This is a genomic window from Bacillus pinisoli (genome assembly GCF_023036475.1).
GTDB classification, from domain to species: Bacteria; Bacillota; Bacilli; order Bacillales; family SA4; genus Bacillus_BS; species Bacillus_BS pinisoli.
Window position 1 is genome coordinate 384,622 of the sequence record NZ_JAJQKI010000001.1, and the last position, 24,366, is coordinate 408,987.

Sequence of the window (24,366 nt, forward strand, 5' to 3'; positions counted from 1 at the left end):
TTTAATCAACGTTTGTTTAATTTTGGTAAGGCGGTGAACTTATTGATTTCCTTTTTGAAAAAGAAAGATGTCTCTTTACGTCCACACGATTATTTCGTAACGGCTCTTAACTTTATGGCATTAGGCCTGTTCTCTACTTTAATCATTGGATTAATTATTGAAACGATTGGTAAGCAGCTTACATTTGCTCCTGCTTTATCCACCTTCTTAATGGATATGGGGAATCTTGCAAAAACCTTGATGGGTCCTGGCATTGGGGCGGCAATTGCATTTGGCCTTCGTGCTCCTCCACTCGTCATTTTTGCAAGCATTATAAGTGGAGCAGCTGGGGCTGCACTAGGAGGTCCTGCTGGGAGTTATGTTGCAGCCGTCATTTCAACAGAGTGTGGAAAGTTGATTCATGGCCAAACAAAAATCGATATCATCTTAACGCCCTTAACAACTATTTTTGTTGGGTTTGGAGTAGCGACCTTTATTGGTCTTCCTATCGGTACATTAATGACAAGTTTTGGGGAGTTGATCAATTGGTCAACGAAGCAGCAACCGCTTCTATTAGGAATACTTGTTGCCGTGCTGATGGGACTGGCGTTAACTGCTCCTATCTCAAGTGCTGCCATATCTCTCATGCTTGGATTAGAAGGTGTTGCTGCAGGGGCCGCTACTATTGGGTGTGCAGCGCAAATGATTGGATTTGCTACTAGTAGTTACCGTGAAAACGGAGTTGGAGGATTACTAGCAATCGGTCTTGGTACATCTATGCTACAGGTTGGTAATATCATTAAGAATCCGCTGATTCTCATACCCCCTACCGTTGCCGGAGCCTTGTTAGCACCGTTTGGAACGATTTTGTTCCCTATGTTCAACAATGCCGCGGGGGCTGGAATGGGTACGAGTGGTCTTGTTGGACCGATGATGACACTTTCTGTAATGGGCTTTACGACTAGTGTTTTTATAAAAATCTTACTCCTCCATTTTGTCGGACCAGCTCTCATCAGCCTCGGCTTATCTGAATGGATGCGAAAAAAAGGGTATATTAAATTCGGTGATTTGAAAATTAGTACGGAACGATAGAAAAAAGCTGATTGTTTTAAGTTATTCCGATACTGTGGAGAAAATCTATAATAACAGATGAAATAACTCACGATAACACACTATAAGCATCAACAACTACGCTTGGATTATTTTATCCGAGCGTTTTGTTTGTAGAGATTAGATTGTTTAACTAATGCCCCCTTTAGTTGAATAAATTTAAAATTAGAATAATAGATATAGATAACCAAAAGCGTTAGTATAGATAAAATGGATTTAACCCAAATAATCTTTTTACTTATATCAGCTTTCGCTTCAAGATAATTGATGTAAATCATAGTTAATATGAAGCCCATAAATGATAGTAGATACCCTGAACCACCAACAGCTTCAAGGTACCTTAATGTTCCTACAATTATTAATATATGACCTAAGGAACCTACAAACATATTTATATATAGAATACTTCTTTTGCTTTTATCCAAGATACTACTCCTTTTCTTATAAGGTTAAAATCCCCATTGTTAAACCAGAAAAACTCTTTACTAATGGTAGAAATCATCTATTTGAAATTGCTCTCTTGAACCTTCCTTTTGTGTTTTCTTTCAAGACCGTCTCCTAATAATAATAACAATGTTCCTATGACTATTAGAGTGATGACAGTTACCTTACTAAGTTCTGTTAGAATACCTAGAGCGTTTAAGATCAATGGAACAAAAAAAACAGTTAAACCCAAGATCTTCACTCCAAAATAATACATTCTACTAAGCATTTTAGTTCCCCCACAAAACTTCAGTTAGTTGATTTAGAAATATATAACTTTAAATCAGTATTTTAATATCCACTGTTAAACCAATAGATAATACCAATTATAAAATAAATGATCACTGTAATCGGTACCACAAGACTAAATAAAATTAGTTTCTTCTTCTCTTTATTCTCTTTCAAAGCATTATAGTGAACGGCTAATGAAATCATAGACACTACCATAGTCGCATTTTGATAAAAGGAAGTAATTTTATAAATTGGTTCATTGGCAATCAAACTGTAAATAACAGATATTAGAATAAAAATGGATGATAATATTGCTAAATGAGTGTTAGTAAATTTCTTCATATCCCATCCCCTTTTCTTAATCTTGTTGAACAAACCTGCCCGTTAGTTAATTTCTCTTATTATTTTATTGTGACATTTGCTATTATGTAATTATAGTTACTCATACTAAATTATATTAATTTTACAGGTGACAGGTGAAATAATGGAACTGATAATAAATGATGTTAAAAACTATGAACCTCTTTCTGGTGAATACATAATAACAAAAGACGAATGTTGTTACTTAATTCGGGACGGAAAAACAACTGGTCCTACAGCTTATGTTCAATGGGGAACAACGATAGACCGCGGAAAATTATATATGGCATATCAGGAGTCTTCACTTAAGGGACTAGTAATTAAGCTTAATAATGAACATCCAATAAAGATGGTTATCCGAGGCAGATGGAAAGTAACATTTATAGTTTTAAAATGTATGCTTTTGGGTTTACCAACATTAGATTAGCAGCTGCCAATTTCACTATACTCACTCTTTACTTCAACAACAAAGGCCAATGTTCCTGCTAGGATCAGTGGCCTATTACATTTTACAATCGCACCACATTAGTTGAAGAGCAAATGTGTTAAATTAAATTAAAAAAATTCATATAACCCGTTGGCAAAATATTCATATTCATTATTGTCTATTATCTTGTCTCCATAGCCTTCAAAAAATATCTGTTTATCTATTTCATTTTCAAAAGCATTTGGTTTGGGACGAATAGCTAATGAAATATCACTTCTTGGGTCTCCATAAGCTCCGCTACTCCAATCGATAACGCCAGTAATAACTCCATTTGATACCATCACGTTATCAATTGTAAAGTCCCCGTGAATAAGAGTATGTTTATATACTTTGGGCTTATTTGTTTTAATTTTCTTTAATAACTCTTTAGTTCCGTCAACCTTGTAGTTTTTCAAGTTATTTTCTGCTTTATATAAAATTTGGTCGATCCACGGTTGTTCTTTTATAAGTTCATTGGGACATGGGGTTGAATGAATTTGAGATAAGATTTTTCCAAAGTTAAATATTATTTCTTGACGTTTTACCTTACAAGTTTCGTTAAATAAAGCTGTTCTTAGAGTATCTCCTTCTACGAACTCAATGAGAGCCCAAGACTCCATTTCATCATCTTTTTCTAAAAATCCCTTTACCTTTGGTACAGGCAATTCAGTCTCTTTAATCAAACAATTTAAAATAGAAACTTCTGTTTTTAACATTGAACAAAACAATTTACCCTTTGTCCTTTTTAGGGCAAAAGATCCTTGCTCACTTTTGATTAATCCCACGTCAGAGGTGTAACCTTGGCGTGGAAAACTAATGGAAAAAATATTATTTAGACAATCCTTTATTGAAATTGGTATTTCATCAATAAGTATTGGTTTCAATTCTCTCATCCCTTATTAACTCTTATTCCACTAAACTGCTCTTTATCTACAGTATGAAAATCCACCGTATTCAACGTAAGTAAAGAAAGTAAAAGTGCTAGTTTTCTATCTTTGTGGAAGCAATATCTACAGTAAGTTTTTATAGTTTTTATAGTTTTTAAAGTATGCAACGATAGGACTTTACTTGGAGGGGTGGGTATGATAGGCTGGCTTGCCTATTGAAACACCTGCTTCAGCCTTTCAAGACTAATCATGCCCACAGAGGCTCCAAGTCAAGTCCTTAATCACTTATCTTTGACTACATGTACATAAAGATAAAAGGTGCTACAGATCAACATTTTATTGCAGGTACTGTAGATAAGGGTGCGTTAGCTTAATAACTTCCACAAAAAATGCACTTCTCCTTCTTGAAGAAATGCATCTTTTAGTATAGGGAATAGCAGTCTAGTGGTATCGAAACCAAACAAACCATCCTTTTTCCTTACTTTTTGCTAAAAATATTTGACCTTGGGCTAAATTAGCACCAGGTGCTTTTGGAAAATCTAAGCGTACAAGCCATGACTTTTCAGCAATTTCCTTGCCACAAAAGGTCTTGGCCATTCCAAAATAAGCTTCATCTTCATTCCCAACTGTTTTAGGAAAAGGTTTGGCAGTTACAATATTCCATCTTGTGTATAGGTCAGGAAAACCTTCTAATCCAGTTCCATAAGTTTTGGGTATTAGAGTAGTTAATGCTCTAATTATTTCTTCTCTATCTTTAATTGATGTTGCCTCTAATTCGCTTAGAACTGGACATTTTTCAGGTTGAGCGGAACCCAGAATTGGAGCAGAGATCATACTTGTAATTGTAATGGTCATTAAAGTTAACATTTTCATTTATGGAAAACACCTCAGTGATATGTTTCCTAGATTTAAGGAAAATAGTCCAATAAGAGGTACAAGCCAATAGAGGCTCCCATAACTTAAAAAGCAACCGTTGCTTTAATATAATACCAATTAGGCTGGACTACGACATTCATATTTTTCTTTCGGGTCATATTTTCTTACATTGTACTTCTGCATTACCCATTCGCCCTCTGTTTCCCAATCTTTTTTTAACGTAACTGTAAATATATCCATAAAATTATGTGGACCTGTAAATGTAACAAACTCAATCTTGGTTTCAAAAAGCCAAGAACCAGGATGATGAAGCTTTTTTATTTCAATAACCCTTTCACAAAAAGAGCCTATTTCAAAGGTTGTTCCGTAGTAATCATCTACAGCTGCAAGCATAGGTTTGGCTAACAAGTCTATAACTGCATCTTCTAATAAATTTTCTCTTGTTGTTTCTGTTTTGGTGGGTAAATTTGCATAAGTAGTAGTAGATAAGATTGTTAATATAACAAAGGTAAGGATTAGATATATTTTTTTCATTTAGATTACCTCCAAAATATATTGAAGGTATTTTCCCACTAGTAAAAATATATATCCTTGTTCCACTATCCTCTTCCGTTACTTCAATAAGCTAACCTATTCCTTAATTCCTAAAAGCTTTTTGCTTTGAGAAATTAAGTCTAAAAAACTTTCTTGGTTTTCAGCTTGAAAAAGTTTATAAATTGAAAATAATTCTACCCTTAAAGGGGAATTTTGCTGATTGAGTAAAGAATCTTCATTTCTCCAATAAGTAAACCAAGGCAAAGCTTCATTTTCTACAAATAATAGTATTTGATTCGCACATCTAGTAGTAGTTTCTATATCGTTATGAAACCTAAAGTTATAATGAATTGGATATTCGTTTTTATATCCGTTGGCTTGGATTCCATTCAATGCTACAAAGTCCAGACCGTCAAAAAGGAACCTAATGCCACTATAAACTCTAAAGGATGAATCAGACCTAAATTTATGTAAATGTATAAATTCAATTCTATCGTCATATAGCCTTGTATAAAAGGTGGGTTTAGTCCTACTAAATCCATATGCTTGTAACAAATCACCGAATTTACTTTGAACAATACTCATATTCTTTTTCTCAAGACATTTATCCTTCAATACTGTATTCACTCCTTACGTTAATCCACTAAACTTTCCCGTTAGCGAAATATGAACATGCTTATACAATCATGTTAATTCCCTCTTTTTGCTAAAAGGACATCTTGATGAAAATTTATCATCATTTTAAGAAACCAATTGTACCTGACTCTCACTTCACCTATGGTCTCTTTAACTTCGATATAATGATGGAAATCGTGCCTTATGTATAAAATATGTAATCCATCTTCTAACTTAAATACACTAAAGATGAAACTGACATCGGAATCATCGTATGTATCCTTGATTATTAAATTATAGCTAAAATCATTAACAACATTTACTTTTGTTAGTCGTAGTGTATTTAAATCCAGATATGTAACTTGTCCTCGCCCTAAATACTTATTTAAAGTTATGTAGGTTTCATTATTAATTTCTCTATTCGACCTTAGAACAATCTCACTGGTATTCAAGATCACACCTCCAAATCGTTCTTTTACTATACTTACCCGTTTGTCCAACAGTAACTAAGAATTTAAAAATCCATCCTTTATGAGATGTAATTTTCACATAACTATGTATTTAATTGTAAATAATATACTTGGGTGATTAAACATGAAATTAAAATTACATATGATACTAAGCTTTTTATTAGTTGTTACAGTTCTGTTCCCTATAAATTCAGCAGCGGAAGAGGTAAATAAGGATCGTGTTAGACAGCAATTTATTGATGCAATCTCCAAAAGTGACCAAGACAAATTGAGAAAACTAGTATTGCCAAATGTCAAAATTCCAGAGATAAGGGAAGATACCCCTATCAAAAGAATACAAGGATTACCTTCATCTAAAGAAGATACAATGGTCTTCATTGGCTACTTTGGAGAAGAAAAAGTAGAAAATAGTGATGAAGGGATTACAAGAATTGCATTTATTTGGGAGGTAACTGTAACTAATAATAGAGTTTCTAACATTGCAGTAGTATCAGACGCTGCTAACCCTTTTATGAACGAACTTAAAGCAACAAAAACCTATAGGAGCAAATATAATAAGACAGTCCTAGTTCCTTCCTATTTCCCAAATGATGTAACTCATGTAAAAAGCAATATCATCGATGATGAAATTGCGATAAAGTATAAGAGTAACAAAAGTATACTAGAGCTTAAAGCATCTCAACTCAAAAATCAGAGCTTAAACCCTAAAAATCAAGGGTTTGATAAAGTGAAGATTAAAAATAGCAACGAGGCATATATCCATGAACTTTCAGATGGTTATCAAATTGATTTTGTCTATGATGACCTTCATTATTCTGTCTGCTATAAGTTTAAAAACCAAAAAAAAGACCCAAAATCAAAAAATAAACTAATACAAGTAGTTAATTCGATGTTTAGATAAGAATTCGCAAGTTATTGATGCTCCTTATGGAGCATTTTTCATTGACTGTCAAATCTATACTCAATAATTGGAATAGGAGTAACTTCTCGAGTTGCGATTTCTTCATAGTTCATTGAATTCTTATTCTTATTTTAAATGACTGTTAGTTTTCTTCCTTCTAACAACAAAAACAGCCCCTAAATAAAGTCCTATTCCTATTAGATTCAAAATTAAATTACCTGTCCTGTTCAGGCTGTCTATTGTTAACCCAATTAATAAACTCCCGATCAAAATAAGTAAAATAGCAAGTAATAACCGCAATTCTTTCCATCCTTCTATTCGAACAACAATATAAATTCGTCTTTTCTTATTGAAGTAAACTTACCTTTAGTTTAGTAATTTTTATAAAGATAGCTTTGATCTATTCTTGGATTTACGCGCCCAAACACAGTAGTATATTTACATCATGAAAAACATAATTCCATTAATAAATACGATAGTTATAATTACCCCTACAACAAACTTTTTAACTGTAAATTGCATGCTTCCATTTTTCATTCCTCTATATACTAAAACCGATATAATTAAGATGAGTAAAGTAAATGAAATTGTCACCATTCCACCTCTATTCTATAAGCAACTTCTTCCAATCTTCTAATCCAAATATTCATTGCCAATTAACGCTGATAAAAAAATACAACAGACCAAATCTTTTGCGATTTGGTCTTAATTAGTATTCTATTTTATATATCTCTCCACCGAAACGGAACTACTTATAACTTGTTTCAGCAGCTTTTAATTTGCGAACATTGCTCTTAATACGAAGGCAGTTGCTTTTTTCTTTTTGATTTCCTTTAACTGTGAAAAATCACCGAATACTTCTTTTGCGGGCATGACAAATGGAAGATCTGACTTTAATTTTGTAGGCTTACTTACGATTAGATGTTCATTCGTAATTCCACTTATAACCTCGGTTTTTCCTTTGTTTTCTAGCCCAATCTCAATCTCTACCTTTTTTACTTTTCCATTCTCAAGTACGTACACAAAAGGTTTTTTTCCTTTGACGATCGTCTTACTCGGGAGTAGCTGTGTTTGTAGACTTTCACTTTCCACAATCTCAACCTCAAGGTGATGAGCAAATAGTAGTGGGTTTTCCTCCTCCGTCACCGTTACAGAGAAAGGAAAATAGCTCGTCTCTTCATGAAGTGAAGGAGCTTTTATAGGAAATTGTGATATCTCACTGATCGTACCAAGGATCGGCTGTTCTCCTTGGGGAATATAGACCTTCTGACCAACCTCTATATGTTCAAGATCACGTTCTGTTAACTCCCCTTTGATGACATAAGGATACGTTATTATTTTCATAATCTCATCCTGACCATTTGGCGAGACCGATTTCACAATTCCGTCGCTTGTACTAACAATGGTCTTTGTATCAATTTGTGATTCGACTCGATTCAATTGTGATTCATAGTCTTCTATGTCCATTTCTAACAGCTCTTCTTGGAATTCAAGCTCTCGGATTTGACTATCAATTAAGGCTTCATTTGCTTCTGCCTGAGCTTCTTCCCACTCTGATTCAAATTCGGTTGGAAATTGAACCCTTTTAAGAGCTAGAATATCACTCTTAATCTTCGTAATTTCTGCTTCTGCTCGATCTATTTTACTTTCCAACTGATCAGTTAGCTCGATATACTCACTCGTACTATACCGTAGGAGCTCTGTTCCAACGGTAACCTCATCTCCTTCACTTACAAGGATTTCATCGATGGTCCCGAGCTGTTGTTGATAAGATATGACTTGTTCTTCGAGTGACGTAACGACTCCCCTTTTTATATGAGATATTCGAATATCCCCTTCTTTTGACTGTTCAAACTGATGAACCTTTTCTACCTTGTACACTTTTTCATTATATTTTTGATAGAGATATAGATTTCCTACAATGATGCTTGTTGTTAGTAAAATACTACATGACCAAATCCATTTCTTCATGTCTTCCTCCTACAAACCTAGTAAAGAATCAATGTTAATGACAGAGATTCCAGCTGCAATAATAGCCAATAGCAGATGAATTCCTACTACAATTAACCCGATCTCTAGTTTTTTTCTAGATGTAACAGATTTAAGAAGGAGCGTTATATACAGTACCCCACCTAAATAAACCAAGTTTATATGACTTAGTATGTGTATGAATAAAGGATGATCTAATAGAATTTGCCCGACAATTCCAAGAGAGAGGGGTGAAGAGATTGATGGTATTCCAAAAAAATAAAATAAACCTAATTCTATCGCTTGATTTAAAAGTAAGAACCAGACAAACAGTAAATGAATGTGTACGAGTACTCCCCATTTAATTTCTCTCATGAATAAATAACTCAGTGAAGAGGATAATAAAACATACAAAATAGGAAGTATTAGCCCTTTTAAACCTAATCCGAGGACGTGGTAAAATTGAAGTGCTTCAATTTCCTTCATGGAGGTTTGATTTACTAGTTTTGAGATTTCCTCTGTATGGTATCCAGCTAAACCTAGCAGAGTTGAAAGTAATAGACTCATCCCCACTAATAATGAGGTTTTAAGTAAAATAGGTTTTATTAATACTTGCTCTTGTTCAGAGACCTTTTGTATATAAGCTTTTGATTGAAAGATTCCACGAATAACATGGACATTTGACTCCATTTCACAACCTCCAACAAATTTCAACAATTTCCTATTTCAAGTATCATATCATAGTTATTTTTCATATTTTGGTAGATTATGTCGAATCCTTATAATTCTTTCCTACCATTTTGTAAAGGTTTTTTACATTCTATTACATCATTCAGCACTATAGCGAAAGCATGATTCTATCCACATACAGCCCTTTGTAAATATTTTATATGGATAAATTCTCCTATATATACAAATCTTATATACAACATTATTTTTGAGGTGTCGTTTAAATGGGTGTCAAACCTAAGTTTGTTCAGGAAAAAGTACTCTTATCTTTAGCATTTTTCATCATGGCATTGTATGTTTCCCCTCTTTTTATATTAGGAGAAAACGCACATATTAGAGTCCACGATAACTTAGATTCAAACCTAGCCTGGTACAAGGTCTTAAAGGAAAGTGGCCAAATTTTTGGCGGTATGAATTCGGTCGTCCCACAAGTTATTAATGGCATCTCCAGAAACACCTATGGTACCGAGTGGAGTGGAATTGTTTGGTTACATGCTCTTTTCCCGACGATGATTGCGTATGCACTAAGTCAAACGATTACACGTGTTTTTGCTTTTATTGGAATGTACTTATTGCTAAAATCTCATTTTCTTAAAGGGAAAGAATGGGTCTTCATAAATATTGGAACGGCATTAGCCTTTTCATTAACACCATTTTGGCCATCCGGAATGCTAAGCACTCTAGGAATGCCGTTAGCATTATGGGCATTTCTTAATATCCGCAATGGTCAGCATTCCTGGAAGAACTATGTCGTACTCACGCTTCTGCCTTTTTATTCAAGCATCGTGCTTGGGTTTTTCTTTTTTCTTGTAGCAATTGGTGTCTTCTGGTTCATTGATTGGATTCGTACAAAGAAAATGAATATACCTTTTTTAGTCTCCATTGTTTACATGACGTTCGTTTATTTAATCGTAGAATATCGTCTCGTTTACTCCTTTCTATTTTCTACGGATCCAAATTCAAGAGATGAATACTTTCATGCCCGCCTTTCTTTATGGAGAGTTGTGCGATTGACCTTTAAGAACTTTGTCCTTGGGCATACCCATGTGATGACCGTGCATGGCTTGATTATTCTTCCCGTTCTCTTGTTTGGCGTGTTTATCATTATTAAAAAGAAATTATGGAAACAGGAAAAGCTGTTTCTATACTTACTAGCTCTTAATTTCGGTTTATCAACTTGGTATGCCTTTTGGTTTTATAAAGGGTGGTTACCTTTAACTCAGCGTTTCCACTTCATGGATACCTTTAATTTTGCTCGATTCCATTTCCTAAGACCACTTGTGATCTATGTGAGCTTTGCTTTAGGGTTAAAGATCTTACTGACCTATACGAGAAATTCCAAAGGGTTAGTTATTTTTATGATCATTGGTCAGCTTCTTGTGTTAGGAGCATTTAATGATGAAATGATTTATCGGAATAAACCCTCAGTTAAGGAGTTCTTTGCAGAAGAATTATTTACAGATGTTAAACAGTATATAGGCCTGCCTGTTGAGGATTATCGGGTAGCATCCATTGGTATTCATCCCGCAGTTTCCCAATATAACGGCTTTTTCACATTAGATACGTATAACAATTTTTACCCCTTAACGTATAAGTATCAATTTAGAGAAGTGATTGAGAATGAACTAGAAAAAAATAAAACAATTAAAAGATATTTTGACGAATGGGGTGGCCGTTGTTACATCTTTACCTCCGAGCTTGGAAAGCATTATATGTTTTCAAAGCATACAAAGAAGAAGCTTGAACATTTAGAGATTAACACAGAGCCCCTAAAAGAAATGGGTGGAAAATATATTTTCTCTGCTGTACCGATTTTAAATGCGGTAGAAAACAACCTTCATTTAGAAAGAACGTTTGAACATGACCAGGCAGAATGGAAGATTTATTTATACAAATTACTTTAACCATCAGGAGGTACGTTTGTGCAGACACCAACTTTGACGATAGTTGTACCATGTTATAACGAAGAAGAAGTACTACACGATACGATAACTCAATTAGATCAGCTTCTCAGTGGGATGATTCAAGAGGAACTCCTTTCAAGTACCAGTAAAGTTCTATTTGTAGATGACGGAAGCAAGGACCAAACCTGGAACATGATTTTCAAAGCGAGCATTCGCAATCCTATGATGAAAGGCTTAAAACTTTCTCGGAATGTAGGTCATCAAAATGCACTTTTAGCTGGATTATTTGCAGCCAAAAACTGTTCAGACTGTGTGATATCCATTGATGCTGACTTGCAAGATGATATCGAGGTAATTCGTGAGTTTATTAAAAAGTTTCAAGAAGGTCATGAGATTGTGTATGGCGTAAGAGGGAAACGCGATACAGATACATGGTTTAAACGGAGCACAGCCGAATCATTTTATAAGCTCATGAATAGGATGGGGGTTCATCTCGTTTACAATCACGCCGATTACAGACTTCTAAGTAAAAGAGCCATTGAAGAACTTGAGAATTTTAGTGAGGTGAATCTCTTCCTTAGAGGAATTGTGCCACTAATTGGCTTTCAGTCTACCTCGGTATATTATGACCGAAAAGAACGAATGGCTGGTGAGACAAAGTATCCATTACGAAAAATGCTCTCATTTGCTTTTGATGGAATTACCTCCTTTTCTGTTACTCCAATCAGAATGGTTTTATTACTAGGAATTACTTCGTTCCTAGTGAGCATGGCATTTGGTATTTACTTCTTATCTTTAAAGTTCTTTGGAGATACCGAATTAGGGTGGACTTCTCTCATTACATCCATCTGGTTAATTGGTGGTTTACAGTTAATTGCAGTTGGATTAATTGGTGAATACATCGGAAAGATTTACAAAGAAACAAAACGCCGACCCAAATTTATTGTTGATATTGATCTACTAAATCTTCCTATTCCAAAGCAGTTACGAGAGACAGAGAGGGACGAACATGAATCAAGGTCTATTCCATTATCTACCCTTCCTGAAACGAACTAACTCATTCACTCGATTTCTTCTAGTCGGCGTGGTCAATACTTTAGTAGGGTTATCTCTCATCTTCATCCTTATTAAACTCGGGATAAACTACTGGACAAGTACGTTTTTAGGAAACAGTATGGGGGCTATTATTAGCTACTTTTTAAACCGGAGCTTTACTTTTGATAGCAGGGTTTCTCTGCAAAAAGGTGCCCCCTCTTTTATCCTAGTTATACTGATTTGCTATGTTGGATCCTATACCGTAAGCAAGTGGTTCATCTCGTTGACGGGAGCACCACCTTATCTACCTAGCTTTTTAACCGAACAGGATTTAGCCGTGTTGGCAGGAGCTTTGCTATATACTCTTTCTAATTATATAGGGCAGAAATATATTGTTTTTTCAAAGGCTGTTTCTTAACAGAGACGTGACTAGTCTTAGGCCTAGTAAAAAATCGTAGCTAGAGAAACGACAATTGTAACCGTAACACTACTTAATAGAGTCGATATGAGCACAGCCTGTGCAGCAAATTCAGGTTCATTATTGAATTCTAATGCCAATAATGAACTGTTTCTTGAAGTAGGAAATGCACTTGCGATGAATAAAGCTTGAGCTGTAACGCCTTCCCATCCAAGTAACTGTAAGAGCAAAAAAGCTAGAACGGGACCTATGATAAGCCTTCCAACCACAGCGAAAAGTAGTGCCTTAAAAATCCGTTTAATTTTCAGATAAGCAATTTGAGCACCTAATGTTATAAGAGCAATGGCAAGAAAGGCATCTGATATATTCTTTACAGGCTGCCAAATAAAGGCTGGAATCTCCATTTGTACACCTTTTAAGACCATGGCAAACAGTAAGGCGTAAATGATGGGTTGCTTCAGGATTTCCTTCATTGTTCCTTGCCTTTTTTGACTCTTACCTACTGAATTGAACAAACCGTATGTAAAGGTAACGATATTTTGGTAAGCAGATACAATAACCGCAATTGATAGCCCGATTGGGTGTTGATAAAATACTAATTCACTAACAGGTAAGCCGAAGTTACCAGCATTACTAAGCACCATACTATTTTTAAAACTCGCTGACAATCCACCCTGTAATCTCTGCATTCTCGCTAATAATTGACTAACCACTATTAACAAACTTGTATTGATTAGTAAAAATAAAATAATTTTTGAAAAGAGAGTGAAGGTAATGTCACCCTCATAAATATTTGTAAAACATACGGCTGGAAGAAGGAAATACGTATTTATCTTTGATAGGGTCTGTAAATCAAAGGAGAACTTTCTCTGAAGAAATACACCAATTGCTACTGTAAAAAAGATTGGAAACATGATATTAATGACGATTAAACGAAAGACATCCATTTGTGTTCCTCCCCCAGTCATCGAAAAAGAGTAGATCAAATCATCTACTCCTTTGTCTTTAGTAAGACCTCTATGGCCTTAACCATCATCCTTCTTCATTGATGACAACGCTCTTCCCTCTTAGCTTTAATAAGAAAGGTATTAACATCCAAAGCGTCGCGATGATTAAAAATACAAGTGATAATGGGCTTGTCAGAAAGATCATATAATCACCGTTTGAGATCGTTAATGCTCTTCGTAAGTTATTCTCAATCATCGGGCCTAATACGAGTCCAAGCACTAGTGGTGCGACAGGATAATCATGTTTCGTTAATAAATATCCAAACACCCCACAGCCTAACAGTAAATATAAATCAAACGTAGTGAACTGAACGGCATATACGCCAAAAATCGAGATCGCAATAATAATTGGTAACAAGTACTTGGCTGGTGTTTCAATAATCTTAGCGAAAACCTTTACTAGAGGCATATTTAATACTAACAACATCAGATTTCCAATAAACATACTAGCAATTAAGCCCCATGCTACATTCGGATGATCTGTAAAGAATAATGGACCTGGTTGGATGTTATACATGATAAGCGCACCCATTAAGATCGCAGTTGTACCTGAACCTGGAATACCTAATGTTAATAACGGAATCATCGCTCCGCCTGATGCAGCATTGTTTGCTGCTTCCGGTGCAGCAACTCCCTCAATTGCACCTTTTCCAAACTTCCCAGGGTTCTTGCTTAGTTTCTTCTCTGCAATATAGGAGAAGAAGGAAGCTAAAGTTGCTCCAGCCCCTGGTAGAATCCCGATAAAAAATCCAAGTAGAGAGCCACGAACAATTGGTGCCGAGCTATCTTTTAAATCTTGCTTCGTCGGCAGTACTCTTCCTACTTTTGCAATTTCTCCTCCTTCAGCATCCTTCTCTAAGATTGTTTTGAATACCTCTCCAAGTGCAAATAATCCTACCGCAATCGTAAGGAATTCTATTCCAGAATAGAGAATTGGCTGATTGTAGGTAAAACGTGCCACACCTGATACCACGTCCATCCCAATCGTTGCTAAGAGTAACCCCACAACAGTCATGATTAATGCTTTTGTCATTGATTTACCCGCTAATCCACTAACCGCACATAAACCTAATATCATTAATGAAAAATATTCAGCAGGACCAAACGATAAGGCAATATCTGATAGTGGCTCTGCTAACGCTACAAGTCCTATTAAAGCAACAAGTCCTGCTGCAAATGAACCAATGGCTGCAATAGACAAGGCAGCTCCCGCACGTCCTTGCTTGGCCATTTGATAACCGTCTAAAGTGGTTACAACGGAAGAGGATTCACCTGGAGTATTCAATAGAATGGATGTCGTAGACCCACCGTACATAGCTCCGTAATAAACCCCGGCTAATAGAATAATAGAGCTTGCCGCTGCAGATTCAGGATCAAGCCCTGAAGTCAGTGATGCTGTTACAGGAATTAATAGAGCAACACCGCTCATTGGTCCAATCCCTGGTAAAACACCGACTGCTGTCCCAATTAATACCCCAACAAAAGCAAAGACGAGATTATGCCATTGTAACGCGACAGCAAACCCATTCGCTAAAAATTGTAAAGTTTCCATTTCATCCACCCCCTAACTAAACCAGATTGGAAACCCTGGTAAAGATCCTTTCAACACTTCAACGAATAAATAATAGACGCCAAAAGAAAAAGCAGCTGCAATGATGATTGTCTTGATCCATCCACCCTTTTGCATCACCTGAAAGCCTATTACTAAAAAGAGAAAAGTCGTGATGACATAGCCTAGCACTTCTAAAAGAGCGGCATATAAAACAGCTGAAATAAAGATTACTAGAAACCGAACATAGTCAGGTTTTTCCTTACCTCTTTGAGTAGCTTGATAACGAAACGTTTCATAGAATAGCCTTAAACTTAATAAAACCAAGATCATCCCTAGCACTTTTGGGAACATATCCGGTCCAACGTTACTTCCATAGGAGCTAGCTGAAATCTTATTACTTTCAAAAATAAAACCAGCCCCAATAATGATGAAAAGGAAGCTTGTATAGCGGTCAAATGTTTTACTCATCATTACTCCCCCCTAATAAAAGATTATGGAGAAGTGGGATCCTTCTCCATAAGAGTTAACCTATTTTTGCATACCAAGAGCCGTTAATAACTCTGTGATTACCTGTTCTTGATTCTCTAAGAAACTATTGAAGTCATCTGAACTCTTGAATTCACTTTCCCAGCCATTTGCTTCAAGCTCTTTTAACCAAGATTCGTTCGTAGAAAGCTCAGTTAATTTTTCTTCCCAGTATGCTTGTTCAGCATCTGTCATTTCCTTTGGACCGAAGATACCTCTCCAGATTGTGAAGTCTGCGTCAACCCCAGCTTCTTTTAAAGTAGGAACTTCTGCAAGATCTCCTGCTAAACGTTCAGTTGAAGTTACAGCAAGTACACGAACCTTACCAGCTTTCAAGTATTCCCCTACAGAAGAAGCATCTGTCGCGATAAAATCAGCATTACCACCAAGTAATGCAGCGATTGCTTCTCCACCACCGTCATAAGAAACATACTTTACTTGCTTCGGGTCTACTCCGTATTTAAATGCAGGTAGGACTGCTATTAAATGATCCATGGAACCTGGTGATGATCCACCAGCTGCCGTAATTTTCGTTGGGTCATTTTTAATAGCTTCTAGTAAGGATGCTAAATCATTATATGGAGAATCTGCATTTACAACGATTGCTCCATAATCCTTTGTTAATTGTGCTAAAGGAGTTGTGTCTTTATAACCGAAAGGACTGTTACCTTCCTTTTTTAGGTTGTTTATTAAAATTGGTGGTGAGCTAATAAATAGCTTATATGGATTCTTTGTATCCTGAGTCGCATATTCTGCTAGGAAAACAGCTCCGCCTCCACCTGGCTTATTTTCAACTGTAATGGTCTGATCAACTAGTTTTGTTTCTCCAAACACTTTTGCAACTGCACGTGCTGTTAAATCCCATCCACCACCAGCTCCAGATGGCGCAACAACTGTAATTGGTTTTGTTGGATAATCTGATGAAGCTTCTCCAGAATTAGAATTGGATGAGTTTGAACCTGAATTGGACGAAGTTTCTTGAGTTGTTCCTCCACAGGCAGCTAAACTTAAAACTAGTAAACTAATAAATAAAACAGAAAGTACTTTTTTCACCTTAACATCCCCCTTTTAATCTATCTTTTAACGAAAGAAAAGACAGCGTTGTAAGCGCTGTCTTAAAATTATCAGAACATTAATTATTTTTATAGTATTTGGTCATAAGTTCAAAAAAACTTATTACGGTCATTTTGTTCATAAAGTTCACAGAAGGAAATACTTTCGCTCTGGCCTTCCAACATGACCATAAATCAGCTGGGCATTGATCTTCTTTTGGAGGATTAAATACTCTAAATATCTTCTGGCAGTCGAGCGACTCACTCCAGATTTTTTACTCAATTCTTCTGCCGTAATTCCTTCAATGCCTGTAGAACTAATGCTTTCAAGGAGCTTCTCTAGCGTTAACGGATCAATGCCTTTTGGCGCATCCTCTTCCACCTGTTGTTTTGGCGAGTTGTTCCATAGTTCTTCTATCTGCTCCTGAGTAAACGTAGAATGTTGCGACAGCTGCTTGACTTTAAGACGATAATTTTCCAAGCATATTTTAAATCGGTCGAATGTTAGTGGTTTTACAATATAATCAACCACTCCTCCATGAAGTGCTTGGCGAATGATATCAACTTCAGAAGCAGCCGTAATCATAATAATATCCATGCTAGTAAAATGCTGTCTGATAAATTTGACTAACTCAATCCCCTTCATATCGGGTAAATACACATCTAGTAAAACAAGTTGCGGCTGAACGGTTTCAAGCCAATCTTTTGCCTGTTCACCTGTGGTTGCAGTACCTACAACAGTAAATCCATCTATTTTCTCTGTAAATCTCCGATGGATCTCTGCAATTCTTTTATCATCCTCCACGATTAATACCTCGATAACTGAATCCATCGGTCTTTCCTCCTTTAGCAATAGCCCATTTATCTGAATCATGTTGATCTTAATCTATCTAATCTGATTTCGGCTTGTTAGAGACGTTTGCAACATTTATTTGTGGATACCCTTGGGGATGGATACAATAAATAAAGCTCCTCCAAGATCTCCTTTTTCTATCACAATATAGCCACCTAATTCTTCTGTAAGTTCTTGTACCTTCGCTAAACCTAACCCTCGATTTTGGCCATCTTTTGTGGTGAAGCCTCGCTTGAAGATAGAGTCAATGAGTTCATCACAGATACCTTTTCCATTATCCTCCACCTCAATAACTAAATCCTCACCACGGTCCGTAACAAAAAATTGCACCTTTTTATCGTCTTTTTTTACTTCTTCCACCGCTTCAAATGCATTTGTTATTAAATTTCCGATAATGGATACAAAATGACTGCTGTCAATACTGCCTCTTAAGTCCTCGATATGACTAGAACGGTCAATTGTAAACTCAATCTTTAGCTCCTTGGCACGATTATAAAAGCCTAATAGAATACCTGCTAGCCAAGGATCCCTTATTTTTTTCATCACGAATTGTAAAAACTCCTGATGTCCTGCTGCTTCTTTATGAATTAATTCGAGTGCTTCATCGTATGCCTCTAACTGAATGAGACCTGATAATGTATATAAAAGATTATTGTATTCATGAGTTTGCGCTCTAAGTGCTTCTGTATACCTGCGTACCTGAGAAAGCTCTTCTGTTAACTGATCGATTTCTGATTTCAATCTAAAACTCGACACAACTCCTATTACATCATTCCCTACTTTAACAGGAAGACGATTGGCAATGACCGTTTTCCCACCAATTTGAAGCTGTCGATCCAATTGTTCTTCTCCTGTATCTACTACTTCTAATATAGTAGAATGGGGTATTACTTCTAGAATAGACGCACCGATGACAGATTGTGATTTTTGTAAGGAGAGTATTTCATAGGCTGCTTGATTGGCCAGTATCACTCTTCCAAGTCGGTCTACTACAATAATACCTTCTCTTACAGATTCAATGACTGCATTTCTTTCTTTATATAAAGAGGCAATTTCTTCTGGTTCCAAGCCAAACAATAATTTTTTTATACTTTTAGAAAGATAGATAGAACCTATTACACCGATTATGAGACCAACAATGGCAATAGGAATGATGGGACTACCATAATCATTAGATAATTGATTGATGTCTTCTAGTAAGAAGCCTACAGAGACAATTCCAATGATTGCCCCTCCCTCGTCATAAATCGGCACCTTACCTCGTAAAGCTGGCCCAAGAGTACCCGTTGCTTTTGAGATATAGGATTCTCCTTTAAGTAGGGCTCTCTCATTATCCCCACCTACCATCTTTTTCCCAAGTCTTTCCTCTAAAGGGTGGGAATAACGGATGCCTTCTTTATTTCCGACGACGATATATTCTGCTTCTGTCTCTATTCTAATTCGTTCAGCAATAGGTTGAATGATCTCCCATGGTCGTTCGTGTTCAAATGCTTGTTTGATTTCTGGCATGTCAGCCACTGTCTCTGCAATATGAAGGGCTCTGTCTCCTAGTTGAGTTTCAATAGTATTTGATAGAGTTTGGTAAAACAAGATGCTTGTCTGCATGACAATAATCAGTGTAAGAAATACAATAAAAACCATGATTCGTTGCTGTAGTTTCAATTTCTTAAATCTGATCATAGTAAACCCCGTCCTAATCTATGTAATAACTAAATGCTATAAAAATAAAAGAAGTTTGACTCTTTTTCAAATCCAATTTTCTCATATAACCGTTGAGCATTTACATTGTCTGCCCCTGTCTCGAGTGAAACCCCTTTTGCTCCAATTTCTTTACCATACTGAATAGCCGCATCTATTAATGCATTCCCTACACCTAGACGTCGTGCATCCTCTATTACATATAAATCGTTTAGTACAAGTGATTTTCTCATACTAACAGATGAGAACATTGGATATAGTTGAGTAAAACCGACTGCTCTCTCTTCATGTACACATAATAAAATGGTGGATTCATTATTTTCCAATCTTTCTTTAATAAACTGTGTTGCACCATTAAGATCCGAGGGTTGTTTGTAGAATCTGCGATATAAATCAAATAACTCCACGACCTGTTCTATGTCATTAACCGTAGCTCTAATAACTTTCATATAGATTCCCCTTTATTTTGGTATGTATTTACTATTATACAATTCATGGATATATACAAGCACAAATTAATTTATCAATTTTTTTTGATTAATTTGTTGACATTAGTAAATTTTGGATATATGATACATATATCAAATAAAATTGATTAATAAAGATCAAGGCGATAGATTAATTTCTAAAATTTTTTATAAACTAAATCAATTTTTTTTGATTTATAAATCAAACCAATTTGATTAAGGAGTGATAGCATGTTCTATCATCAATATGAATTGCTAGCCAAACAGAGAGTAACTGATCTTGAGCGAAAATCGTTAAACGCATGGAAGTTTCGTTCTATAGAAACCAATGCATCATTTAATCACCCTGCACCTAAAAAAGAAGCAAATCTTGCTTGCACACCTCGACCTTGTGTCAGTTGCTAAAGATTCTTACCTAGTTAAGGTTAGAAGGCTCCGTCTACTTGAGCCTTTATCTTTACTCGTAAAAAGTTCAAACTATCCTTTAAAAGGAGTTTTAATTTATGACAGTTAATCATGCAAGTGTGTTAAAAAAAGAGTATTTTATAGCCTATTTCAATCTAGTCTTACGTTCAAGAGCTTCTACACTTATGGAAGCAAAAGAATTAATTTTTACGTTATTTTTCCATCAGAAACCAGAGCAATATGGAAATGAAACGTTTAACCAATTTTTACTTGCCTATGAGGAATTAACTCAGCGAGAAATCTGTTGTTAACGTTTCACTAGTTCATTTTCTTTGAAATTCTAGTAAATATATATATATTATTGATAACAAGGAATGAAATTTGCTCATTCCAAAGAAAAGGAGGAAAAACGATGTTACGAAATTTAGCTGAAAACGAATTCGAAACAGCCGTCACCCATTCTGAACTACCTGTTGTTCTAAAATTCACTGCAGATTGGTGACCTGGTTGCAGACAACTGGCTCCAGTTGTAGGTAGTGTTTCAGAGGATTTATCTGGAAAAGTTGAGTTTTATAGTGTTGACGTAGACAAAGCTCCAGGTTTAGCTAGAAAGTTTGGAATCATGAGTATTCCAACTATGGTCTTATTTAAGAATGGTGAAGAGGTTGACCGAGTGACAGGAGCACTTCCTGAAGAAGCGGTAACTGAATTTTCAAGCCAATGAAAAATGAGCAGGTGAATATACCCTGCTCATTTTTTCATGCTCTTTTCTAAAACTTTGTTGCTTTTTAAGCTAATACTTCTAAATATCCACCCTATTTTGTACGAAAAAACGAAGTAATAATTGGTAGAAAAAAGCAACTCTCTCTATTTAAAGGACTGGACGTTGTACAATCTAGTAAAAATCTCGCTACCTGAGATTTTTAAGAAAGCAACAATCTTTACGAAAACAGCCTTTTTTATTATTAATCCCTTCTGTTAATGATTGTGAAAGGCTCTTTTCTTAAACTTTGTTACTGCAACGTAAATAAACTCACTACAGAATCAACGGAAACATCCTCAAGAAAATATTTTGAATGACGACTTCTAAATTTTTCAGAATAATGTAAAATATATATAGAGTAAAGAATGGGGGCTATATATATGAACGGAGTAGATACAAAAACAATCATTGAGATTGCAGCAAAAGCAGCTGAATTTCAATCCAGTATTGTCCTACGTGCCAACAATAAGCATATCGATGTGAAAAGTATTTTAGGGTTAAGTGTTACGTTAGTAACGGCACAACAATATTTACTTGAGATACACGGTCCTGATGAAAATGAAGCCAAGACAGCCATGGTTAAGGTATTTGAGAAAAATGGATTGAATGTAAAAGTTGTTTAAAATTTAACTTTTAAAGGAGGTCAGCAACCAGGCGCTGACCTCTTTCTTTTATTCACCAAGAAGATTTGCTTCTTCATCCTCTGTTTGTTTCTCCACATATTGTACATCTTTTCTAGCATGATAACGATCTGCCTTTTCAAGATGTACAGTAATATTGTAATCAGGAATTCCTGCGTATTTCTCATATCGACCTTTTGGTAATAAGAAATTACCTTCTGGAAAATGAACTTCTACATTACCTTTCGCAATTTCTACAAATTTGGCTTTGCCTTGAAAGACACCAAAACCGTTGTATAAGACGACTGCCTCACCTTCAACAATGCTTAAACGATGTGCATCTTCAGCACTCATTAGTACATCATAGCGACCTGCCCCATTTAGTGGATCGATTTCACTATACACCATTGAATTAAATTGTTTCCCTCGACGCGTCGTGACAATAAACTGATCTTCTTTCTTGCCGAGTGACGGAATCTCAACGGAAATGAGATTGCCTTTGCCATCGGCTGTTGGACATATACCTTCTTCACATAGCCATGCCCCACCCCATTGGAACACATCACCCGATTCTTTTAGCTGCTGAATTCCATCATAGTTTGGATTAGCAACAGCAATTTCTTCACGGATTTTAGCTGCATCTTGAAAATCAACAAGATGAGCTGTTTCTGGTTTCACCCGTTTGGCCAAGTCAATATATATTTTCCATTCTGCCCTAGCGTCTTCAATTTCATTTTTATTACCGGTGAGTTCTGGAGAGAAATAGACCATTCTCTCAGTAGAAGTAGATGTTCCCCCACCATCTTGTTCATAGCGTGTCTTTGCTGGAAGTAGAATGACTGCTTCCTTCGCGTCAACTAATGCCGAAGTATTTAAAATGATATCTTGATGAACTCGGATGTCCAATTCCGACAATGCCTTTTCTATAAACGTTGGCTCTGGCATGGTCTCTAGAAAATTTCCACCACTCATATAATACAGTTTTATTTTCCGTTCATGATCATCTGGAAGTAGAATATTCTCTAAGGTAACACCTACAATGTCCCCTTGCCATTTTGGTAGTGGAAAGTTCCAAAGTCTCTCAACTCTTTCTGTGTTTTTTTCATTATAGTCGCCACCCGGTAATACAAACGGGTCACATCCCATTTCACCTGTGCCTTGAACACCAGAGTGACCGCGAAACGGCATAAGCCCATTATACTTTCTCCCTAGATGACCACGTAATAATGCTAGATTCGAAACTTGTGAGATATTATCCGTCGCAAAAGAATGCATCGTTAGCCCCATTGCCCAGACATACACGGCGTTCTTAGAAGCCGCCAGTAGTTTGGCTAATTCTCCAATGCGTTCTTTTGTTACACCAGATGATTTCACAATTTCGTCCCAAGTGTAATCACTGGCCTTTTGTTTCATTTCTTCATAACCGTTTACATGAGACTGGACAAATTCATGATTCACGGCAGCTCCTTCTTCTCGTCCTTCCATCTCAAACCAGTGCTTCATGATTCCATACATAAATGCAATGTCCCCACCTATATTCACTTGATAAAAATCATCTGCAATTTTCGTTCCAAACAGTGCAGATTCCGCAACAGAAGGGATCCAATATTTATCCATCGCAGGTTCTTTATAGGGATTGATGACGATAATCTTGGTTCCTTTCTTCTTCGCGGCAAGCATATACTTCGTTGAGACGGGAGAGGAGTTGGATGCTACACTTCCAAAGAATAAAATTACATCCGTTCCAATCCAATCCTGGTAATTACAGGTCGAAGCTCCGACTCCAACCGACCGCTTCATCGCTGTTTTTGAAGGCGAGTGACAGATTCTAGAGGAATTATCAATATGATTCGTCCCCAGAAAACGAGCGACCTTCCCTGCCACATAATACGTTTCATTCGTAATTCCTCTACTTGTTAAATAGAAGGCATATTGTTTAGGGTCCAGCTGTCGCATCTTATCTGCAATCGTATCCATCGCTTCATCCCAAGAAATACGAGAGAACCTTCTCTCTCCTTTTCTCCTAATCATCGGATAAGGAATTCTCCCCAACTTACGCAATTCCGTACTATCCAATTTCTTTAACTCATCTATGTCCGCATGCAACATCTCTTCCTTAATAGCCGGCATCGTACTAAGCCTAAGAATATTTAAACGAGTCGTACACACATGTGGCCCCTTCAACGTTTGATCCGAAAGACCCGCAACCCCAAGCGCACACCCATCGCACACACCTTTCGTCAATATCTTCGTCGCGTAACTTAGATTATCCTTATTCTCCAATACCACCTTCATCGTATCGCGAATATGCTTCGGCTTCACTTTCCCCAAGCCAAAAGGAATGGGACTAACCCAATGCTTAGGTTGAGGTGTTTTTGACATTTTCTGAGGACCAGGATGTTTACTGTTTCCCATTGCAATTCAACCCCTTTATCGCATTAACGCATCGGGGGCCAGG

29 protein-coding genes and 1 pseudogene are annotated in these 24,366 nt (G+C 36.3%); 11 read left to right on the forward strand and 19 right to left on the reverse strand.

From position 1 onward, the window contains the following. Positions 1 to 45 precede the first annotated feature (45 nt). Positions 46 to 1,071, forward strand: coding sequence for a PTS sugar transporter subunit IIC (locus tag LT143_RS02010; RefSeq protein ID WP_418909792.1), 1,026 nt, complete (start codon positions 46 to 48; stop codon positions 1,069 to 1,071). 107 nt (positions 1,072 to 1,178) lie between these two features. On the opposite strand, the gene LT143_RS02015 is transcribed toward LT143_RS02010, so the two are convergent. The 3 genes from LT143_RS02015 to LT143_RS02025 form a co-directional block, all read right to left on the reverse strand. Continuing rightward, entirely contained in the window at positions 1,179 to 1,514 is a 336-nt protein-coding gene (locus LT143_RS02015; RefSeq protein WP_246938967.1) for a hypothetical protein, read from the reverse strand. Between the two features lie 77 nt (positions 1,515 to 1,591). Continuing rightward, the gene (locus LT143_RS02020; protein ID WP_246938969.1) at positions 1,592 to 1,801 is read right to left on the reverse strand and encodes a hypothetical protein; all 210 of its coding nucleotides are present in this window, start codon (positions 1,799 to 1,801) and stop codon (positions 1,592 to 1,594) included. 62 nt (positions 1,802 to 1,863) lie between these two features. Next, positions 1,864 to 2,145 (reverse strand): hypothetical protein, encoded by a 282-nt coding sequence (locus LT143_RS02025; protein WP_246938971.1) that lies wholly within the window; start codon positions 2,143 to 2,145, stop codon positions 1,864 to 1,866. 142 nt (positions 2,146 to 2,287) lie between these two features. On the opposite strand from LT143_RS02025, the gene LT143_RS02030 reads away from it, so the two are divergent. After that, complete coding sequence (locus LT143_RS02030) at positions 2,288 to 2,590, forward strand: hypothetical protein (RefSeq protein WP_246938974.1); 303 nt, start codon at positions 2,288 to 2,290, stop codon at positions 2,588 to 2,590. 128 nt (positions 2,591 to 2,718) lie between these two features. On the opposite strand, the gene LT143_RS02035 is transcribed toward LT143_RS02030, so the two are convergent. The 5 genes from LT143_RS02035 to LT143_RS02055 all read right to left on the reverse strand — a co-directional run bounded on the left by LT143_RS02035 (position 2,719) and on the right by LT143_RS02055 (position 5,993). Continuing rightward, complete coding sequence (locus tag LT143_RS02035) at positions 2,719 to 3,522, reverse strand: phosphotransferase family protein (RefSeq protein ID WP_246938976.1); 804 nt, start codon at positions 3,520 to 3,522, stop codon at positions 2,719 to 2,721. Between the two features lie 435 nt (positions 3,523 to 3,957). Further along, positions 3,958 to 4,389 (reverse strand): hypothetical protein, encoded by a 432-nt coding sequence (locus tag LT143_RS02040; protein WP_246938978.1) that lies wholly within the window; start codon positions 4,387 to 4,389, stop codon positions 3,958 to 3,960. A gap of 120 nt (positions 4,390 to 4,509) precedes the next feature. Then, entirely contained in the window at positions 4,510 to 4,926 is a 417-nt protein-coding gene (locus LT143_RS02045) for a DUF3888 domain-containing protein (protein ID WP_246938981.1), read from the reverse strand. 96 nt (positions 4,927 to 5,022) lie between these two features. Next, positions 5,023 to 5,511, reverse strand: coding sequence for a hypothetical protein (locus LT143_RS02050; protein WP_246938983.1), 489 nt, complete (start codon positions 5,509 to 5,511; stop codon positions 5,023 to 5,025). 104 nt (positions 5,512 to 5,615) lie between these two features. Then, positions 5,616 to 5,993 carry a hypothetical protein gene (locus tag LT143_RS02055; protein WP_246938985.1) on the reverse strand — a complete coding sequence of 126 codons (378 nt, stop codon included), beginning with the start codon at positions 5,991 to 5,993 and terminating at the stop codon, positions 5,616 to 5,618. A gap of 142 nt (positions 5,994 to 6,135) precedes the next feature. Here LT143_RS02055 and LT143_RS02060 point away from each other — a divergent pair, with 142 nt between their 5' ends. Continuing rightward, positions 6,136 to 6,912 (forward strand): hypothetical protein, encoded by a 777-nt coding sequence (locus LT143_RS02060; protein WP_246938986.1) that lies wholly within the window; start codon positions 6,136 to 6,138, stop codon positions 6,910 to 6,912. Positions 6,913 to 7,350: 438 nt separating this feature from the next. Here the strand turns inward: LT143_RS02060 and LT143_RS02065 are convergent, their stop codons facing one another. From LT143_RS02065 to LT143_RS02075, 3 genes are all read right to left on the reverse strand, one after another. Next, on the reverse strand, positions 7,351 to 7,509 hold the full coding sequence (locus tag LT143_RS02065; protein WP_246938988.1) for a hypothetical protein: 159 nt from the start codon (positions 7,507 to 7,509) through the stop codon (positions 7,351 to 7,353). Positions 7,510 to 7,686: 177 nt separating this feature from the next. Continuing rightward, on the reverse strand, positions 7,687 to 8,883 hold the full coding sequence (locus tag LT143_RS02070) for an efflux RND transporter periplasmic adaptor subunit (RefSeq protein ID WP_246938990.1): 1,197 nt from the start codon (positions 8,881 to 8,883) through the stop codon (positions 7,687 to 7,689). A gap of 9 nt (positions 8,884 to 8,892) precedes the next feature. Further along, entirely contained in the window at positions 8,893 to 9,570 is a 678-nt protein-coding gene (locus LT143_RS02075) for a hypothetical protein (protein WP_246938992.1), read from the reverse strand. A 263-nt stretch (positions 9,571 to 9,833) separates the two neighbouring features. Here LT143_RS02075 and LT143_RS02080 point away from each other — a divergent pair, with 263 nt between their 5' ends. The 3 genes from LT143_RS02080 to LT143_RS02090 are packed head-to-tail and all read left to right on the forward strand — an operon-like array spanning position 9,834 to position 12,966. Further along, positions 9,834 to 11,513, forward strand: coding sequence for a DUF6044 family protein (locus tag LT143_RS02080; RefSeq protein ID WP_246938994.1), 1,680 nt, complete (start codon positions 9,834 to 9,836; stop codon positions 11,511 to 11,513). Positions 11,514 to 11,531: 18 nt separating this feature from the next. Further along, positions 11,532 to 12,569, forward strand: a complete 1,038-nt coding sequence (locus tag LT143_RS02085) for a glycosyltransferase family 2 protein (RefSeq protein ID WP_246938996.1) — start codon at positions 11,532 to 11,534, stop codon at positions 12,567 to 12,569. Further along, a complete protein-coding gene (locus LT143_RS02090) occupies positions 12,523 to 12,966 on the forward strand; it encodes a GtrA family protein (protein WP_272495654.1) in 444 nt (147 codons plus the stop codon). The genes LT143_RS02085 and LT143_RS02090 overlap by 47 nt, the downstream gene beginning before the upstream one ends. A gap of 23 nt (positions 12,967 to 12,989) precedes the next feature. On the opposite strand, the gene LT143_RS02095 is transcribed toward LT143_RS02090, so the two are convergent. From LT143_RS02095 to LT143_RS02125, 7 genes are all read right to left on the reverse strand, one after another. Continuing rightward, entirely contained in the window at positions 12,990 to 13,913 is a 924-nt protein-coding gene (locus tag LT143_RS02095; protein ID WP_246939000.1) for an AEC family transporter, read from the reverse strand. 85 nt (positions 13,914 to 13,998) lie between these two features. Next, positions 13,999 to 15,525 (reverse strand): tripartite tricarboxylate transporter permease, encoded by a 1,527-nt coding sequence (locus tag LT143_RS02100; protein ID WP_246939002.1) that lies wholly within the window; start codon positions 15,523 to 15,525, stop codon positions 13,999 to 14,001. Between the two features lie 12 nt (positions 15,526 to 15,537). Next, on the reverse strand, positions 15,538 to 15,993 hold the full coding sequence (locus LT143_RS02105; RefSeq protein WP_246939005.1) for a tripartite tricarboxylate transporter TctB family protein: 456 nt from the start codon (positions 15,991 to 15,993) through the stop codon (positions 15,538 to 15,540). 60 nt (positions 15,994 to 16,053) lie between these two features. Beyond that, complete coding sequence (locus tag LT143_RS02110; RefSeq protein WP_246939006.1) at positions 16,054 to 17,103, reverse strand: tripartite tricarboxylate transporter substrate binding protein; 1,050 nt, start codon at positions 17,101 to 17,103, stop codon at positions 16,054 to 16,056. A gap of 147 nt (positions 17,104 to 17,250) precedes the next feature. After that, positions 17,251 to 17,934 carry a response regulator gene (locus tag LT143_RS02115; RefSeq protein ID WP_246939007.1) on the reverse strand — a complete coding sequence of 228 codons (684 nt, stop codon included), beginning with the start codon at positions 17,932 to 17,934 and terminating at the stop codon, positions 17,251 to 17,253. Positions 17,935 to 18,030: 96 nt separating this feature from the next. Continuing rightward, positions 18,031 to 19,632: an ATP-binding protein gene (locus tag LT143_RS02120; protein ID WP_246939158.1), complete on the reverse strand. Its 1,602-nt coding sequence runs from the start codon at positions 19,630 to 19,632 to the stop codon at positions 18,031 to 18,033. Between the two features lie 32 nt (positions 19,633 to 19,664). Next, a complete protein-coding gene (locus LT143_RS02125) occupies positions 19,665 to 20,102 on the reverse strand; it encodes a GNAT family N-acetyltransferase (RefSeq protein ID WP_246939008.1) in 438 nt (145 codons plus the stop codon). 249 nt (positions 20,103 to 20,351) lie between these two features. Between LT143_RS02125 and LT143_RS02130 the strand changes: the two genes are divergently transcribed. From LT143_RS02130 to LT143_RS02150, 5 genes and pseudogenes are all read left to right on the forward strand, one after another. Continuing rightward, the gene (locus LT143_RS02130; protein WP_246939009.1) at positions 20,352 to 20,525 is read left to right on the forward strand and encodes a hypothetical protein; all 174 of its coding nucleotides are present in this window, start codon (positions 20,352 to 20,354) and stop codon (positions 20,523 to 20,525) included. Between the two features lie 98 nt (positions 20,526 to 20,623). Continuing rightward, the gene (locus LT143_RS02135) at positions 20,624 to 20,836 is read left to right on the forward strand and encodes a hypothetical protein (protein WP_246939010.1); all 213 of its coding nucleotides are present in this window, start codon (positions 20,624 to 20,626) and stop codon (positions 20,834 to 20,836) included. Between the two features lie 101 nt (positions 20,837 to 20,937). Then, a complete protein-coding gene (locus tag LT143_RS02140; protein WP_246939012.1) occupies positions 20,938 to 21,027 on the forward strand; it encodes a thioredoxin in 90 nt (29 codons plus the stop codon). A gap of 12 nt (positions 21,028 to 21,039) precedes the next feature. After that, a pseudogene (locus tag LT143_RS02145) lies at positions 21,040 to 21,249 on the forward strand (thioredoxin family protein); the annotation flags it as partial. A 419-nt stretch (positions 21,250 to 21,668) separates the two neighbouring features. Then, entirely contained in the window at positions 21,669 to 21,911 is a 243-nt protein-coding gene (locus LT143_RS02150; protein ID WP_246939014.1) for an HPr family phosphocarrier protein, read from the forward strand. 48 nt (positions 21,912 to 21,959) lie between these two features. On the opposite strand, the gene LT143_RS02155 is transcribed toward LT143_RS02150, so the two are convergent. After that, entirely contained in the window at positions 21,960 to 24,323 is a 2,364-nt protein-coding gene (locus LT143_RS02155; protein ID WP_246939016.1) for an FdhF/YdeP family oxidoreductase, read from the reverse strand. Positions 24,324 to 24,366 lie beyond the last annotated feature (43 nt).